The sequence below is a fragment of the Xanthobacter pollutisoli genome (assembly GCF_040044995.1).
GTDB lineage: Bacteria > Pseudomonadota > Alphaproteobacteria > Rhizobiales > Xanthobacteraceae > Xanthobacter.
The window spans coordinates 1-15,826 of record NZ_JBDZDP010000005.1; the positions used below are offsets into that span (position 1 = coordinate 1).

Here is a 15,826-nt window from a genome sequence, read left to right on the forward strand (position 1 = left end):
GCGACGGGATCTGCCGCTGCGCCTAGCCAGAAGCTCCGCGCCAGACCCCGCCGCTCACACCGCCGAACAGGCCAAACCCCACCGCCAGAGCGAACTCACCGCTGGATAGAAGTTGGGGGCAACGTCAAGCCAGATGAAGAACGGCCTGTTGACGTCCTTGGCCTTCTTCATGAAAGCCTCGGCCTTCGGGAGAACCTCCTCCTCCTCGAACATCTTCATCCGCTCCTGGGTGAGCGGCCCGGTGTCCTCGATCGTCTGCTTGCCGACCCGCCCGAAACGCGGGTCAACCGTGGCGTCGTCCTTGTCATGGAGATGCCGCCGAGCCCGCCGGAGGCTGGAAATCAGGCCGCCAAGCGGATGAACGGCATCGCTGCCCGCAAGGCCTGACACGGTTGCGGCCCAGCTGAAACCCCGGGCGCTCCCCCGTGTGCCCCCACCCAGACCGGCCGCCACGCGTTCAGAGCAGATCCAGCATCGGCTTCTCGCCGGCGCCGAACGCGCCGGGAGAAATCTCCACCGGAGCGAATGCCACGCGACGGTAGCGCTCTTTCTCGTCCACCGGCACGGTCGCGTCGATGCCCAGCTTGGCACGGATGCCGTTCTTACCGATGCGCACATATTCATGCCCGCGCGCATCGGGCATGACGAGGAGATCCTTCGAGGCCTCCATGCGCGTGGCGAGGGCGTATTCCACGTCCGCGGGATCGCGGATGTCGATGTCGTCGTCCACCACGATCACGAGGTCCAGATCCTTCAACGCGCCGAACGCGGCAAAGATGGCGTTGCGCTGAAACCCCTCGTGCTGGGGCATCTGCTTGCTGACCTGCACCACCGCATGGAAGCGATGGAGGCCGCCCGCGGTCATTTCGGCGTCGGTGACGATGGGCACCGATGCGCGCAGCACCTTGAGGAGGCTGGCTTCCAACACGTATTTGCGCAGCATGATGGTCTCGCGACCATAGCCGTTGATGGCGTGATAGATCGGCTTGGCGCGGCGGGTGAGGGCGGTCAGCTTGAGCACGGGCGCGGGCGCCGCCGGCGCGGCGAAGCCAATGAACTCGCCGAACGGGCCTTCCGGAAGGCCGCCGTCCGGCAGGATCTCGCCTTCGAGGACGAACTCGCTTTCCGACGGCACGACAAGGTCCTGGGTGATGGCCTTCACCACGGAAAGCGGCCGGCCGGCCAGGCCGCCCGCCACAGCCAGCTCATCCATGTGCTCCGGCATCTGCGACCCCATGGTGGCAGCGGTGAAGTGCAGGGCCAGATCCGAGCCGATGCAGACCGCGACCGGGAGGGGAGCGCCCTTCTTCTGTGCCCGCTCGTAGGCGATACGCAGATGACGGCCGAAATCGAGCTTGATGCCCAGGGTGTCCGGCCCAAGCAGTTGCAGGCGGTGGTAGGAGGCGTTGTAGATGCCCGTCTCGGGATCGCGCACGACCACGATCCCGGCCGTGATGTAGCGCCCGCCATCCTTGGGGGCATGGAAGAGGGCGGGGATCTCGGCGGACAGATTGATGTCCGAGGTCTCGATCACCTCGTGCACCGGCGCCGTCTCCACCAATCGGGGCGCGAGAGGAGCGCTGAGGGCCTGGGAGATCATCTCGCGGATGCCGTTGAAGTCGCGTCCGAAGGCCGATTCACAATTCTCGCGGCTCGCCAGGAGATTGCCGATCACCGGGATCCCGTAGCCCTTCACCTTGGGAAACAGGAGCATCTCCTGCCCATCGAGCTTCTTCATCAACGCGGCGATCTGGAGGTGGTGGTCCACCTCGCCGTTGAAGACCCGGATCCGCCCATCCTGTGCGAGCCGCGCCAGGGCAGGCCGAAAGCCGGTGTCCACGGAGTTGGAGATCGCCATGGGAACCCTCGAATGGTGGAAGGAAGATGCAAGGCGACCAGGCGGCACCACGGACCGTGGCCGGAAAACCGGGCCGAGAATTAGCTATGTAACAAAGGTAGTCAAGCAACCTCGATCCCTTTTGCGAGGTCGCGCGTGACATCGGCCTATGCCGGATTCCAATATTGGCGAGCTCAACGCGCATTGCTCCCGCTGGCGGCTTCTATTTGGGGTGCCCGGGCCCCTCGAGCGATTGCCTTATCCGACAGCAGCGGTTGCTCATTTTCATGGCTTGACTGACTTTGTCGCATAGCTAAATTATTAAGCTAATAGAGCGTCGGGCCGAAGAAGCCGGGTGGCGGCATCGTCAGCGCTGCTGTTCGTGCGCAACCCTTCGCGCACGTCCTGTGGCCCCGGAGAGCAGCCGATCCGGCCAAAATGTACCGGGCAGCGCCGCTGTGCGGGTCTTCCGGATATAGAGGAGAGCGGCATGAAGCGACTCGCCGTAGCACTGGTGTCCCTCGCCGTCCTGGCATCCTCCGGGGCGATGGCCGAGGACGCATGGCCGAGCAAGGCCATCAAGCTCGTCGTCCCCTATGCGCCGGGGGGCTATACGGATCTGACCAGCCGCATCGCGGCCAGATTCCTTGAGAAGGATCTCGGCCAGACGGTCGTGGTGGAGAACAAGCCCGGGGCCGGCGGAATCGTAGGCACGGATTTCGTCTCCAAATCGGCGCCCGACGGCTACACCCTCTGCATGTGCAGTGTCGGCGCCGTCTCCGTGGCGCCGGTGGCCCAGAAGACCAGCTATGATCCGCTGAAGGATATCGAGCCCATCGGCATCGTCAGCTCCATCCCGCAGACGGTGATCGTCAATCCCAAGCTGCCCATCACGTCCATTCCCGAGCTGATCGCCTATGCCAAGGCCAATCCCGGCAAGCTCAGCTACGGCTCCAGCGGCGCCGGCGGCCTGATGAACTACTCGGTGCAGCTGTTCGATGCCCGCACCGGCACCAGCCTCGTGCATGTCCCGTTCAAGGGTGGCGCGCCGGCGACGGCCGCGGTGGTGTCCGGCGAGGTGGACCTCTCCTTCACCAACATGACCGACGCCCTTCCGCAGATGGAGGCCAAGACCGTGCGCGGCCTCGCCGTAACCTCGGCCAAGCGCAGCCCCTTCGCGCCCGATCTGCCCACCGTCGAGGAGGCCGGCGTGAAGGACTATCTGGTGGAGTCCTGGAACGGCATCATCGCGCCCAAGGGCACGCCTCCCGCCGTCGTCGCGCGCATGTCGGAGGCGCTGAAGAAGATGGCGGCGGACCCCGAGGTGAAGGACGCCTTCGCCAAGATCGGCGCCACGGCCGTCTACACCACGCCGGAAGAATTCGCGGCCTCCATCTCGAAGGAAGTGAAGCAATGGTCCGGCCTGATCGACGTCATCAAGGCCAAGTGAGGCCGATCCTTCATCGGGACCGACTCCTAGCCAACCAGGCAGGGGGCGCAGGCCGCCCCCTGCCGACAGGCGTTGGGGAATATTGGTGATGATGTTCAAGCTCGTCCGGGGCGGGGTCGATTTCTATTCCGGCCTCCTCCTCTTTTCCATTGCGGCCTTCGCCCTCTGGTACATTTCCGGTCTGGAGATCGGCACGGCGCGGCAGATGGGGCCCGGCTATTTCCCGCTGGGCGTGGCGCTGGTGCTGGCGGCCATGGGCGCCTTTCTTTTGGTCCGCGGCATGATCGTCGAGGGGCCGGATCCGGGCGTCATCCAGCTGCGGACCGCCGCACTGATCCTCTTGTCGTTCTTCGCCTTCGCCGTGCTGCTCGACAGGTTCGGCCTCATTGCCGCGATCCTCGCCCAGGTGGCCCTTGCGAGCTTTGCGGCGCGGGATGCGGTGTTCTGGAAAAGCATGCTGTTCGGCCTCGTCCTAGCGGTGGGATCGGCCGCGCTGTTCGTCTGGGGGCTCGGCGTGCAGATGCGCGTGCTGCCATGATCGAGACCGCCGGCCTCCTGCTGCACGGCTTCTCCGTCGTGCTCGCTCCGGAGAACCTGTTCTTCTGCCTCATCGGCGCCCTGTGCGGCACGCTCATCGGCGTACTGCCCGGCCTCGGGCCGGTGGCGACCATCTCGCTGCTTCTGCCGGCCACCTTCGCGCTGAACCCCATCGGCGCCATCATCATGCTGTCGGGCATCTATTACGGCGCCCAGTATGGCGGCTCCACCACGGCGATCCTGGTGAACATACCGGGCGAATCCACCTCGGTGGTCACGGCCATCGACGGCTACCGCATGGCACGCCAGGGCCGGGCGGGCGAGGCACTGGCCATCGCCGCCATCGGCTCCTTCATCGCCGGCTGTTTCGGCACCCTCGTTATCGCCTTCGCCGGGCCCCCGCTCGCCGCAATCGCCCAGTCGTTCAACTCGCCGGATTACTTCTCGCTTATGGTGTTCGGCCTCGTCTCGGCGGTGGTTCTGGCCAATGGCTCGCTGTTCCGAGCGGTGGCGATGATCGTGCTCGGCCTGCTCATCGGCATGGTGGGCATGGACGTGAACACCGGCATGCCCCGCCTCACCGGCGATTTCATCGAGCTGTCCGACGGGGTGAGCTTCGTCGCCATGGCGCTCGGCCTGTTCGGCGTGGCGGAGGTGATCTGCAATCTGGAAGACGACACCAGCCGGGCCATCCACTCGGCCCAGATCACCAATCTCTGGCCGAGCTGGAGCGTTCTCAAGGCGGCCCGCGGCGCCATCTGGCGGGGCACGCTCATCGGAACGGTCTTCGGCATCCTGCCGGGCGGCGGCGCGACCGTCGCGGCTTTCTCCTCCTATGCGGTGGAAAAGAAGGTGGCACGCGATCCCTCGCGATTCGGCAAGGGCGCCATCGAGGGGGTGGCAGGGCCGGAATCGGCCAATAACGCCGCGGCGCAGACCTCCTTCATCCCGCTGCTCACCATGGGGCTTCCCACCAGCGCCACCATGGCGGTGATGGTGGGCGCTCTCACCCTCCACGGCATCGCGCCGGGACCGATGGTGATCAACCGCCAGCCGGACCTGTTCTGGGGGCTCGTGGCCTCCATGTTCGTGGGCAATCTGATGCTCATCGTCATCAACCTGCCCATGGTCGGGCTGTGGGTGAAGCTGCTGCGCCTGCCCTACCGTTTCCTGTTCCTGCTGATCGTGGTGGTGAGCTCCATCGGCGTCTACTCGGTGAACAATTCGGTCTTCGACATCTATGTGATGATCGGCTTTGGCGTGCTCGGCTACATCCTGCGCAAGCTGGACGCGGAGCCCGCGCCCATGCTCATGGGCTACGTGCTCGGGCCGATGCTGGAGGAGAATTTCCGCCGCTCGCTCATCACCGGGCGGGGCGATCCGATGATCTTCCTGGAGCGCCCCATCAGCCTGTTCTTCCTGCTGCTGGCGGCAGCACTCCTCGTCTCCGTGGCTCTGCCCTTCATCCGCAAGCGGCGCGAAGAGATCTTCGTCGAAGAGTGAGCCGCGCCAACGGATGAAGTCATGAGCTCCCTTGCGTCCATAGCCTGCTTCATCGGCGGCCGGGAAGTGCCGCTCTCCGCCGGCTTCGAGAAGTGCGATCCGGCGACCGGACAGCCATCCGCCCTGGTGGCGGAGGCCGATGACGCTCTCGTGGATCGGGCGGTGAGCGCCGCCCGCGGCGCACTCCAGGGTCCGTGGGGGCGCACGCGCCTGGGCGAGCGCCTCGCCTTCCTGGAGCGGCTCGCCGGCCACATGGAGGCGAACCTTGCCATTCTGGTGGCGGCGGAGATCGCTGATACGGGCAAGCCCGTCACCCCTACCACTCAGGTGGAGATACCCCGCGCCATCGCCAATTTCCGTGCCTTCGCGCAGATCGCCCGTGCCGACGCGCAGGCGGCATCCGGGACGACGTTCGAGACCCCCATGGCCGGCGGCGCGTGGGCGCGCAACACCGTGTCGCGCCGGCCGGTGGGGGTCATCGGCATCGTGGCGCCATGGAACCTGCCGCTCTTGCTGCTCACCTGGAAGGTGGCGCCGGCGCTGGCCTGCGGCAATGCCGTGGTGGTGAAGCCGTCCGAGCATTCCCCGCGCACCGCTTTGCTCCTCGCCCGCATGGCAAGCGCATGCGGACTGCCCGACGGCGTCCTCAACGTGGTCCATGGCCATGGGGCCGGCGCGGCGGGGGAGGCCCTGGTCTCCCATCCCGGTGTCGATGCCATCACCTTCACCGGCGAGACGCGCACCGGCGAGGCCATCATGCGGGCGGCGTCCAGCGGGCCGCGCCCGGTCTCCCTGGAGTTGGGCGGCAAGAATCCAGCCTTGATCTTCGCGGATTGCGACCTTGAGGTCGCCATCGCCGGCACCGCGCGCTCGGTGTTCGACAATTGCGGCCAGGTCTGCCTGACCACCGAGCGGTTGTTCGTCCAGCGGCCCGTGTTCGAGCGCTTCGCGGCCGGCCTGGTGCAGGCCGCCGAGGGGTTGACGGCGGGCGATCCGTGGGCGGCAGAGACGCGCCTTGGCCCGGCCATCAGCGCGCAGCAGCGCGACAAGGTTCTGGGCCTTTACGCCAGTGCGAAGACCGCAGGCGCCCAGCTGCTCACCGGCGGCGGCGCGCTCGCCGTGCCTGCGCCCTTCGCGGAGGGCTACTGGGTCGCGCCCACCTTATGGACCGGCCTGCCGGATGATGCGGAGATCTGCCGGCGGGAAGTGTTCGGCCCCTGTGCCCACATCTCGGTCTTCGATGACGAGGACGAAGTTGTGACGCGCGCCAACGCCTCCGAGTTTGGCCTTGCCGCCACCGTGTGGACCGGCGACGCGGATCGGGCCGAGCGGGTGGGCGGCGCGCTGGAAAGTGGCACGGTGTGGGTGAATTGCTGGCGCGTGCGCGATGAGCGCGCGCCCTTCGGCGGCTTCAAGAAGTCGGGCGTCGGCCGGGAAGGAGGTCGCCACTCGCTGGATTTCTATTCCGAGATCAAGACCCTCTGCGCCTTCCAGCCGGCCTCGTAATCTGGAGGCGTGAAATGACCACGGCCAAGGACGGTACCTCGCGCTCGGGCGGCAGCATTCTGGTGGATGCGCTGCGCATCAACGGGGTCGACACGATCTTCGGGGTGCCGGGCGAGAGCGCGTTGCCGGTGTTCGATGCCCTGCGCGATCAGGCCCACGGCGTGCGCTTCATCGTCTGCCGGCACGAGGCCAATGCGTGCCACATGGCGGAAGCGGACGGCAAGCTGCGGGGTATTCCCGGCGTGTGCATCGTCAGCCGCGGGCCGGGCGCCATGCATGCGACGGTGGGGGTGCACACGGCCTTCCAGGATTCCACCCCGCTCATCCTCATCATCGGCCAGCTGCCGCGCGCCCATCGCGGCCGCGAAGGTTTCCAGGAGATGGACTACAGCCGCACCTTCGCCGACATGACGAAATGGGCGGCGGACATTCCCAGCGCCGAGGCCATTCCAGAATATGTGAGCCGAGCCTTCCACATCGCCACCCATGGCCGGCCCGGTCCGGTGGTGCTCTCCGTGGGCGAGGACGTGCTCAGCGAGATGAGCGCGGTCGCGGATGCGCCGGCCTTCAAGCCCGTCGCCGCAGTGCCCTCGCCGCGGATCCTGGACGAGGCGCGCGAGATGCTCCAGACGGCGGAGCGGCCCCTGGTGATCGTCGGCGGCAGCGGCTGGACGGCCGAGGCCTCGGCCGGCATCACCGCCTTCTGCCTCGCCAATGATCTGCCGGTGGTGGCCGGCTTCCGCTCCCAGGACATCGTGGACAACCGCGCGCCGGTCTATATGGGCGACCTGAGCCTCGGCTCCAGCCGGGCCCTGACCGAGCGCCTGAAGGCCGCCGACCTGCTGCTGGTGGTGGGTGACCGCCTCGGCGAGGTCACCAGCAAGTCCTACGGCGCCCTTGCCGTGCCGGACCCCGCCCAGGGGCTCATTCACGTCTTCCCCGGAGCGGACGAACTGGGCCGGGTCTACAATGCCGATCTTCCCATCCTCGCCGGGCCGCCGGAATTCGTGGCCGGAGTGAGGAATCTGACGCCGCTGGATCCGACCCGGTGGCGCGGCTGGCGGGCCGAGGGTCGCGCGGCCTATGAAGCCTATCAGCGTCCGCCGGAAAAAGTGGCCGGGTTCGATCTGGCAAAGGCTGTGCTGCATCTGGCGGAGGTCCTGCCGGACGATGCCATCGTCACCAACGGCGCGGGCAACTACACCATCTGGCTACATCGCTTCTATCGCTACCGGGCGTTCGGCACCCAGCTGGCGCCGAAATCCGGCTGCATGGGCTACGGCCTGCCGGCGGCCATCGCCGCCAAGCTGCGGTTTCCGGACCGCGCTGTGGTGGCGCTGGCAGGTGACGGTTGCTTCCAGATGGCCTCCCCCGATTTCGCCACCGCGGTGCATCACAAGCTGCCCATCGTGGTGATCGTGGTGAACAACGGCGCCTACGGCTCCATCCGCGCCCATCAGGAGCGCCACTTCCCCGGCCGGGAGAGCGGAACGCGGCTCACCAATCCCAGCTATGCGGCGTTGGCGCAGGCCTATGGCGTCCACGGGGAAGAGATACACAGCCATGCGGCATTCCCCGCGGCGCTGGATCGGGCGCTGGCAGCCGAGGGGCCGGCCCTCATCGAGATCATCATGCCCACCCAGCAGCTGACGCCGGATCTGATCCTCTCCGTCGAGCCGTGATTGGGCGAGGCGTGCCCGCGTTCGTGCCGGTCAGGTCGAGCGACGCTGAAAGAGCCCGTCCCACCGCGCGCAACGGACGCGACGGGGATTTGCGTCGCTGCGTCCGGAGAGTAACCGCACATCCTCCTCCCCTTGCGCTGCGGCGCAACATGGTCTAGCTAGCGCGCCCTTCCGCTCCCCGATCATGCGAGGAGGTCCCATGACCGCCTGCGGCCTCGATTTCGGCACGTCCAACACCACCCTCGGCGTCATCGCCGGCGGCGGGCCGCGTCTGGCCGCGCTGGAGGGGCAGGCGGACACCTTGCCGAGCGCCATCTTCTTTCCCTGGACGGGCGAGCCGCTGGTGGGGCGCGCTGCCATGGCCGCCTATGTGGGCGGCCAGCAGGGGCGGCTCATGCGGTCGCTGAAATCGGTGCTCGGCACCTCGCTCATCGAGGAGACGACGCCGGTGGGCCGGGCGCGGCTGGGCTTCAAGGCGGTCATCGCCGCCTTCCTCGGCGCGGTGAAGACACGGGGCGAGGTGGCGGCGGGCGGGCCGCTGACCCAGGTGGTGCTCGGCCGGCCGGTGCATTTCGTCGATGCCGATCCCGCCGGCGACGCCCGGGCACAGGACGTGCTGGCCGCCATCGCCCGCGACATCGGTTTCGCGGACATCTCGTTCCAGTACGAGCCCATCGCCGCCAGCCTCGATTACGAGCGGCAGGTGGCGGGGGAGGAGCTGGCGCTGATCGCGGACATCGGCGGCGGCACCTCCGACTTCTCCATCGTGCGCATCGCCCGCGGCCATGCGGGACAGGCGGACCGCTCGTCCGACATCCTCGCCAACGAGGGCGTGCGGGTCGGCGGCACGGATTTCGACCGACAGCTCTCCTTGTCGGTGGTGATGCCCCTGCTCGGCCACGGCAGCCCGCTGAAGCGCAAGGGGCTCGCCATGCCCGTGGCGCTCTACCAGGACCTCGCCACCTGGTCCTCCATCAATCGCCTCTATGACGGGCGCACTGCCCGCACCATCCGTGAGCTGGAGCGGGAGGCCGCTCGCCCGGACCTCGTGGCGCGCCTCGCCCGGGCGGTGGAGGAGGAGCGCGGCCACGGCCTCGCCCTCGACGTGGAGGCGGCGAAGATCCGCGTCGCCGAGGCCGGCCGCACCGAGCTCGACCTCGCGGTGCTGGAGGCGGGCCTCTCCGTCGGCATCGCCCATGACGACCTCGTCGCCCACACCGGCCTTCTCGCCGACCGCATCGCCGCGCGCATCTCCTCCTGCCTGAACGCGGCGGGGCTGGCGGCGGGGGACATCGACGCGCTGTTCCTCACCGGCGGGTCCACCCGCCTCAGCCATGTGCGGGCGGCCATCTGCGCCTGCGTGCCCCAGGCGCGGGTGATCGAGGGCGACACCTTCGGCTCGGTGGGAACCGGCCTCGCCATCGAGGCCGGGCGCCGCTACGGCCCGGCGCAGCCGGCAGCCTGAGCGAGGACGCGGCCCCGTCGCCTCGGCCAAGGCCGCGCTTCCCTCTTCCGCATCCCTATGCTGTTCTCTGAGCAGCCGGCGCGCCTGCAGAATGACCGGCCGCAGGAGGAGACATGAGGTACGCCCTTGCCCTGGGCCTGGCGCTTGCCGCCCTGGCCCCGTCCATGCTCGTGGCGCCGGCGGCGGCCCAGACCGAGCCGAAGCCCATCACCGCCGCCTGCTCACAGGAGCGGCTGTGCGAGCTCAAGAAATTCTACGACGTGGCCAACTTCCGGATCGGCGGCCGCTACGATCTCGCCAGCCCGGACACGTGGGCGAACGGCGGCGAGGGCGGCACGACGCTGGAATCCCTGGGCGGCGGCCCGCTGAGGACCGCCTACATCGCGCTGGGCACACCCAAGCGCAACGCCGCGGGCGAGATCACCAACGCCGTGGTGGTGAACTCCTTCTATTCCGGCGACGCCACCGACATGTATGCCCAGTGGGTGGAGGGCACGGCGCTCTCCGGCGGCGCGGTGATCGGCCCCGGCAAGGCCATCGACACCGACCAATATTATGTGGTGCTGCTCGATGCCCTCGGCCTGTGGGGCACCAGCAAGCCGTCCGGCGGGCTCGGGCAGAAATTCCCGCAGTACAGCTACCAGGACATGGTGCAGGCCAATTACCGGATGCTGCGCGACCATCTGAAGGTCGCGCGCGCGTCCATCGTCACCGGCGTCTCCATGGGCGCAACCCAGACCTATGTGTGGGGCGTGATGCACCCGGACTTCATGGACGGACTGATGCCCATCGGCGGCACCAGCCAGTCGGACGGCGGCGATCCGGTGGGCAACTGGACCTTCCAGCTCATGTCGGCCGCCATCGAGAGCGATCCGCAGTGGCGCGCCACGGGCGGCAATTACTACAATCTGCCCAAGGACAAGCACCCCAACCAGGGCGTTGCCTTCGGCTGGTCGGTGCTGCTGCTGACCGGCTTCGACTTCCAGTTCCGCTCCCAGCAGGACTGGGCCAAGGTGCAGCCGGACATCTTCTACTGGAACCCGCCCACCACCGACGCCGGCGCGGCGGTGAACAAGCGCGCGCTGCTGTTCGATGCGGTGGATCTTTTGTGGCGCAACCGCGCCGGCGAGACCTACAACATCAATGCCGAGCTGAAGCGCATCAAGGCGCGCACCCTCGTCATGCACATCGAGAACGACCAGTGGCTCACCTTCGATCGCGCCAAGCGCACGGTGGAGAAGGTGCCCGGGGCGGACTTCGTGCACGAGAGGAGCCCCGTCGCCCATTACGGCGTCTTCCCCATCCTGAAGAACCGCCAGTTCGACCCGACCGTGGCCGCCTTCCTGGGCGACGTCTCCCGCCTCACCCGCAATCGCGAGATGGTGGCGAAGACCTATCGCACGCCGTCGGTCGCGGCCGACATCACCCCCGACAAGTCCTTCTGGAACACGTTCGTCACCTATCCCTTCCCGGTGAAGAAGACCACGGCGAAGGACAGCCGCGGCGTCGCGTGGGACATCGGCTACATGGACGAATATGCCGGCACGGCGGCGAACCCCGACGTCCTGGTCATCGTCCATGGCAAGGGCGCGTTCGGCGGGCATTACGGCAACATCATGCGCATCGCGCTGGAGCGCGGGCTACGCGTGATCGCCGTGGACCTGCCCCATTACGGCATGTCCGGCCCCGGCAACCTCGACAAGAGCCCCGCCCGCAGCATGCAGGACATGCGCGACGTGCTGCACGAGGTGGTGGTGAACCAGCTGAAGGTTCCCAAGGCTGCCTATCTCGGCCATTCCATGGGCGGGCAGATCGTGCTGGGCTACACGCTCACCTGGCCCGAGTCCGTCACCAAGCTGATCTTGGAGGCGCCCGCCGGCCTTGAGGAATATCCCCGCGAGGTCACGGTCGCCCCGGGCAAGAAGCTGGACCTGTTCGATCCCGCCTATGCCCACGACTTCGACGCCTGGAAGAAGACCTGGGACCAGACGGGCCTCAGGGATCGGGAGAAGAACCTCACCGCCCAGCAGGTGGACGACTTCTTCCACTTCCGCAGCCGCGACCCCGTCACCGGGGCGGTCACGCCGCAGCGCAACGGCTACTTCCTGCGCGACAGCGAATATGCCCGCCTGCACACCGCCCAGCGCATCGGCATGATCAAGGGCGATCCGCGCGAATTGCAGCAGTGGGTGGATGTCTTCATCTTCGACATCTACGCCATGGTCGCGGAGTTGCAGGAGAAGGACCCGCAGAGCCTCTACAAGCGCCTTACCGAGATCAAGGTGCCCATCTTCCTCGCCTTCGGCGACAAGGAGCCCTTCATCCCCGGCTATGCCTTCAACGGGCTCGACGACCTCTCCCGCCAGCTCATCCTGCCCTTCATGCGCCGCATGAACACGGCCGGAGGCGATGTGCAGTTGAAGATCTATCCCGGCACCGCGCACTTCATCCACACCGACGAGCCGGTAGCCTTCGCCGAGGATGTGGTGGACTTCGTGGAGACCGGCCGCGTTCCCTCCGGCGCGCCGGCCAGCGTCGACCGCCTGATCCACGGCGCACCCGCCAGCGCCGAAGTGCCCGCCGCCAAGCCCGCGGCGCCGACGGGACTGAACAAATAGGACGTCGGGGCCGCTTCTGCGGCCCCGCCCATCCCCGGGAACAGACCATGCAGATGCTCGACGTAAACGGTCTTCGCCTCGCCTGCCGCCAATGGGGCGAGGGGGAGACGACCGTCCTCTTCATCCACGGCAATCTCGCCAGCAAGGAATGGATCGAGCTCGCCGCGCCGCATTTCCCGCGCGGGGTGCGCACCGTGGCGGTGGACTGGCGCGGCTGCGGCGAGAGCGACAAGCCGGCCCCCGCCGCCGATTTCTCCAACTATTCCATCGCCCAGCACGCCGACGACATGATCGCGGCCCTCGATGCGCTCGGCATTTCCTTCTGCCACCTCGCCACGCATTCCACGGGCGGCATCATCTCCACCCGCATGCTGCTGAAGCAGCCGGAGCGCTTCGGGCGCGTCCTCGCGCTCTCGCCGGTGGGGCCGCAGGGCATCGACTTCCCGCCGGACAAGGCCGCCTTCTTCGGCCGGATGAAGTCGGATCCCGCTTTGGCGCGGCAGATCATGGCCATGACCGCGCCCAGCCTGTTTGAGCCGCAGAGCCTCGCCGAAGGGCCGGCGCGCTTCCGGGCGGGCGCGGGTGCCCGCGCCGGCCTGTTCGACCGCATCCTGGCCCAGGTCATGGCGGTGTCCGACGGCATCTGGTTCGGCACGCCGGACACCCTGACGAAGGAGGCGAAGAGCGGCGCGCTGAAGGCGCAGATGGCGGCGCTGCGCCATCCCCACCTCGTGGTGTGGGGCATGCTGGACGCTGTGATCGCCGAGGCCGACATGAGGGAGATGGCGCAGGTGATGCCCGCCTGCCGCTTCGCCGCGGTGCCGGGCGTCGGCCACTGCATGAACCTGGAGGCGCCGGAGCTCTACGCCGGCTATTTCGGCGCCTGGTTCGGCGGGTTGTAAGGCGAGCGAGTCACCCCTGGGCGAAGCGGCGGAACTGCTTCACCACCTCTTCATAGACGCCGCGCTTGAACGGGATGATGAGGCCGATCACGGCGTCGATATCCTCCCAGCGCCACTCCATGAACTCCGGCTTGTGACGGCCGCCGCCGGGCCGCAGGATGTCGATCTCGCCATCCGCGCCGGTGAAGCGGAAGGCGAACCATTTCTGGGTCTGGCCCCGGTACTTGCCTTTCCACGCCTCGCCGGCGATGCGGCCGGGCAGATCGTAGGACAGCCACTGGTCCACCTCACCGATGAGCGTCACCGAGCGGATGGACGTCTCCTCGTAGAGCTCGCGGAGGGCCGCGTCATAGGGCTCCTCGCCCTTGTCGATGCCGCCCTGAGGCATCTGCCAGGAATGGGTCGCGTCCACATGCTCCGGCCCGCCGAGACGGCGCCCGACGAAGACCTTGCCCGCAGCATTGAACACGCACAGGCCGACGCAGGGGCGGTAAGGCAGATCGTCGGTGGATTTCTCGTGTTTCTTCGACATGGCGCCATCCGGCAGAAAGGGGGCTGCGCCGTGATGGCCCGCCCCGCTGCCGCGCGCAAGACCCGCCGGCCAACTCTCGCGCCCGCACCGCCGCCCGTCGTCGCGCTCCTCCCGCTTGAGGGAGAGCACGCGACGGGGGGCCGGGCGCAAGCCGCGTCGGTTCAGTGGGCCGCGCGATGGCGCGGAAGGGCGGTGGACCCCCAGGCGCGGATGGAGGCCCAGGTGCGGCGGTCGAGCTGGAAGCGGTCCACCGGCACCGAGGCGCCCAGCGCCTTCACCCGGCACAGGCCCACCCCGGACCATTGGAAGCCGCACTTCTCCAGCACCCGACGCGAGCCCGGATTGACCACGCGGGCGGAGCCGAGGAGCATCTGGAGGTCGGTCTCGGAAAAGGCATAGTCGATGACGGCGCGCACCGCCTCGGTGGCGATGCCGCGGCCCCAGAACGGCTCGCCGATCCAGTAGCCGATCTCCGGCGCGGGCTCGGGCGCACGGCGGCCGAAGCTGACCATGCCGGCGAAGGCGAGCGCTCCCTCGCCCTTCATGAACACCGCGAAGGTGGCGGCATCCGGGGCGGCAGCCAGGGTCTCGACGAAGGCGTGGGCGTCGGACGCCTTGTAGGGAAAGGGCAGGTTCGCGGTCATCTCCGCGATCCGGCGGTTGTTGGCAAGCTCCGCGACGGCAGCAACGTCCTCGAGGCGCGGCGCGCGGAGCACGAGCCGGTCGGTTTCGAGGACGGGGATACAGTTCTCCGCGAGCAGGGCTCCGGACGGCGTCTCGCACAGGGTCATGGCGGGCTCCTCAAGGCACGGGTCAAACGAAAACCGGGGAGACGTGTCCCGTCTCCCCGGTTCGTGTCTGAGCTTGAGGGTACTGCCTGCTCAGGCGCCCACCGGATCGACGAGATCGGCGGGATCCTGCATTTCAGGTCTCGCCGCTTATTCGGCCGCCTCGGCGGCGGCAGGAACGACCGATACGTAGGTTCGGTCGTTGGCTTTGGTGCGGAAGGCCACTTTGCCTTCCACCAGCGCGAAGAGGGTATGGTCCTTGCCCATGCCCACGTTCGTGCCGGGATGCCACTTGGTGCCGCGCTGGCGCACGATGATGTTGCCGGCGATGACGTCCTGGCCGCCGAAGCGCTTCACGCCGAGGCGCCGGCCGTCGGAATCGCGGCCGTTACGGGACGAGCCGCCTGCCTTTTTATGAGCCATTGTCGCTCTCCTCGATCTTCAGGTCAGGCGTCGGCAGCGGCTTCGGAAGCCGGCGCGCCAGTGGTTTTCGGCTCGGCCTTGACGGTCTCGCCCAGGCCGGAAATCTCGGTGATGCGCACGACGGTGAGGTCGGCGCGGAAGCCCCGCTTGCGGCGCGAATTCTGCCGGCGGCGCTTCTTGAAGGCGATCACCTTGTCGCCGCGGGTCTGCTCGACCACCTCGCCGGTGACGGTGGCGCCATCCACATGGGGAGCGCCGACGGCGACAGTAGCGCCGCCCAGCATGAGCACCGGGAAGGTGAAGATCGAGCCAACCTCTGCGTCGAGGCGGTCGATGGTGATTTCGTCGGCGGCGGCAACGCGATACTGCTTGCCGTTAGCCTTGATGACCGCGAACATCTTGTCTCGCTTTCGTGTTCCGCCGCGCCTCGAAGGGCGGGCTTCTTCCGGTCGGGTTCGGGAGTGCAGGCCCAGCGGCCCACGCGAAGTGGGTCCGATACACAGGGGCACCCGAAAAGTCAATGTAAAGCCGGCGCCGCGCTGGCCGCCGACCGCCCTCTCCGGCCGGAACCCCTTCCTATGGC

General features: G+C 67.8%; 14 protein-coding genes. 8 read left to right on the forward strand and 6 right to left on the reverse strand.

The genetic code is table 11. The features are described from left to right. Nucleotides 1-54 precede the first annotated feature (54 nt). Nucleotides 55-390 carry a hypothetical protein gene (locus ABLE93_RS12320; protein WP_348840105.1) on the reverse strand — a complete coding sequence of 112 codons (336 nt, stop codon included), beginning with the start codon at nt 388-390 and terminating at the stop codon, nt 55-57. Between the two features lie 67 nt (nt 391-457). Beyond that, a complete protein-coding gene (locus ABLE93_RS12325; RefSeq protein ID WP_348840106.1) occupies nt 458-1,858 on the reverse strand; it encodes a UbiD family decarboxylase in 1,401 nt (466 codons plus the stop codon). A gap of 469 nt (nt 1,859-2,327) precedes the next feature. On the opposite strand from ABLE93_RS12325, the gene ABLE93_RS12330 reads away from it, so the two are divergent. The 8 genes from ABLE93_RS12330 to ABLE93_RS12365 all read left to right on the forward strand — a co-directional run bounded on the left by ABLE93_RS12330 (nt 2,328) and on the right by ABLE93_RS12365 (nt 13,500). Continuing rightward, nucleotides 2,328-3,287, forward strand: coding sequence for a Bug family tripartite tricarboxylate transporter substrate binding protein (locus ABLE93_RS12330; protein WP_348840107.1), 960 nt, complete (start codon nt 2,328-2,330; stop codon nt 3,285-3,287). A gap of 88 nt (nt 3,288-3,375) precedes the next feature. Next, the gene (locus ABLE93_RS12335) at nt 3,376-3,825 is read left to right on the forward strand and encodes a tripartite tricarboxylate transporter TctB family protein (protein ID WP_348840108.1); all 450 of its coding nucleotides are present in this window, start codon (nt 3,376-3,378) and stop codon (nt 3,823-3,825) included. Then, nucleotides 3,822-5,327 carry a tripartite tricarboxylate transporter permease gene (locus ABLE93_RS12340; protein ID WP_348840109.1) on the forward strand — a complete coding sequence of 502 codons (1,506 nt, stop codon included), beginning with the start codon at nt 3,822-3,824 and terminating at the stop codon, nt 5,325-5,327. The genes ABLE93_RS12335 and ABLE93_RS12340 overlap by 4 nt, the downstream gene beginning before the upstream one ends. 21 nt (nt 5,328-5,348) lie before the next feature. Beyond that, nucleotides 5,349-6,833 (forward strand): aldehyde dehydrogenase family protein, encoded by a 1,485-nt coding sequence (locus ABLE93_RS12345; protein WP_348840110.1) that lies wholly within the window; start codon nt 5,349-5,351, stop codon nt 6,831-6,833. A 14-nt stretch (nt 6,834-6,847) separates the two neighbouring features. Next, nucleotides 6,848-8,515, forward strand: a complete 1,668-nt coding sequence (locus ABLE93_RS12350) for a thiamine pyrophosphate-dependent enzyme (RefSeq protein ID WP_348840111.1) — start codon at nt 6,848-6,850, stop codon at nt 8,513-8,515. 199 nt (nt 8,516-8,714) lie between these two features. Further along, entirely contained in the window at nt 8,715-9,980 is a 1,266-nt protein-coding gene (locus ABLE93_RS12355; RefSeq protein ID WP_348840112.1) for an Hsp70 family protein, read from the forward strand. A 113-nt stretch (nt 9,981-10,093) separates the two neighbouring features. Continuing rightward, the gene (locus tag ABLE93_RS12360; RefSeq protein ID WP_348840113.1) at nt 10,094-12,598 is read left to right on the forward strand and encodes an alpha/beta hydrolase; all 2,505 of its coding nucleotides are present in this window, start codon (nt 10,094-10,096) and stop codon (nt 12,596-12,598) included. A 47-nt stretch (nt 12,599-12,645) separates the two neighbouring features. Continuing rightward, on the forward strand, nt 12,646-13,500 hold the full coding sequence (locus ABLE93_RS12365) for an alpha/beta fold hydrolase (protein ID WP_348840114.1): 855 nt from the start codon (nt 12,646-12,648) through the stop codon (nt 13,498-13,500). A 10-nt stretch (nt 13,501-13,510) separates the two neighbouring features. Here ABLE93_RS12365 and ABLE93_RS12370 read toward each other — a convergent pair whose 3' ends face one another. The 4 genes from ABLE93_RS12370 to rplU all read right to left on the reverse strand — a co-directional run bounded on the left by ABLE93_RS12370 (nt 13,511) and on the right by rplU (nt 15,641). Further along, nucleotides 13,511-14,032: an RNA pyrophosphohydrolase gene (locus ABLE93_RS12370; protein WP_348840115.1), complete on the reverse strand. Its 522-nt coding sequence runs from the start codon at nt 14,030-14,032 to the stop codon at nt 13,511-13,513. A gap of 161 nt (nt 14,033-14,193) precedes the next feature. Next, nucleotides 14,194-14,823: a GNAT family N-acetyltransferase gene (locus tag ABLE93_RS12375; RefSeq protein WP_348840116.1), complete on the reverse strand. Its 630-nt coding sequence runs from the start codon at nt 14,821-14,823 to the stop codon at nt 14,194-14,196. A 147-nt stretch (nt 14,824-14,970) separates the two neighbouring features. Beyond that, nucleotides 14,971-15,243, reverse strand: coding sequence for a 50S ribosomal protein L27 (gene rpmA, locus ABLE93_RS12380; RefSeq protein ID WP_169124883.1), 273 nt, complete (start codon nt 15,241-15,243; stop codon nt 14,971-14,973). Nucleotides 15,244-15,266: 23 nt separating this feature from the next. After that, nucleotides 15,267-15,641, reverse strand: coding sequence for a 50S ribosomal protein L21 (rplU, locus tag ABLE93_RS12385; RefSeq protein ID WP_348840117.1), 375 nt, complete (start codon nt 15,639-15,641; stop codon nt 15,267-15,269). Nucleotides 15,642-15,826: the final 185 nt, after the last annotated feature.

Coding starts and splice junctions, on each gene's coding strand:
- ABLE93_RS12375 (WP_348840116.1), bottom strand. CDS start 14,823: ATGACCCTGTGCGAGACGCCGTCCGGAGCCCTGCTCGCGGAGAACTGT.
- ABLE93_RS12340 (WP_348840109.1), top strand. CDS start 3,822: ATGATCGAGACCGCCGGCCTCCTGCTGCACGGCTTCTCCGTCGTGCTC.
- ABLE93_RS12325 (WP_348840106.1), bottom strand. CDS start 1,858: ATGGCGATCTCCAACTCCGTGGACACCGGCTTTCGGCCTGCCCTGGCG.
- ABLE93_RS12330 (WP_348840107.1), top strand. CDS start 2,328: ATGAAGCGACTCGCCGTAGCACTGGTGTCCCTCGCCGTCCTGGCATCC.
- ABLE93_RS12360 (WP_348840113.1), top strand. CDS start 10,094: ATGAGGTACGCCCTTGCCCTGGGCCTGGCGCTTGCCGCCCTGGCCCCG.
- rplU (WP_348840117.1), bottom strand. CDS start 15,641: ATGTTCGCGGTCATCAAGGCTAACGGCAAGCAGTATCGCGTTGCCGCC.
- ABLE93_RS12335 (WP_348840108.1), top strand. CDS start 3,376: ATGATGTTCAAGCTCGTCCGGGGCGGGGTCGATTTCTATTCCGGCCTC.
- ABLE93_RS12370 (WP_348840115.1), bottom strand. CDS start 14,032: ATGTCGAAGAAACACGAGAAATCCACCGACGATCTGCCTTACCGCCCC.
- ABLE93_RS12345 (WP_348840110.1), top strand. CDS start 5,349: ATGAGCTCCCTTGCGTCCATAGCCTGCTTCATCGGCGGCCGGGAAGTG.
- ABLE93_RS12355 (WP_348840112.1), top strand. CDS start 8,715: ATGACCGCCTGCGGCCTCGATTTCGGCACGTCCAACACCACCCTCGGC.
- ABLE93_RS12350 (WP_348840111.1), top strand. CDS start 6,848: ATGACCACGGCCAAGGACGGTACCTCGCGCTCGGGCGGCAGCATTCTG.
- rpmA (WP_169124883.1), bottom strand. CDS start 15,243: ATGGCTCATAAAAAGGCAGGCGGCTCGTCCCGTAACGGCCGCGATTCC.
- ABLE93_RS12365 (WP_348840114.1), top strand. CDS start 12,646: ATGCAGATGCTCGACGTAAACGGTCTTCGCCTCGCCTGCCGCCAATGG.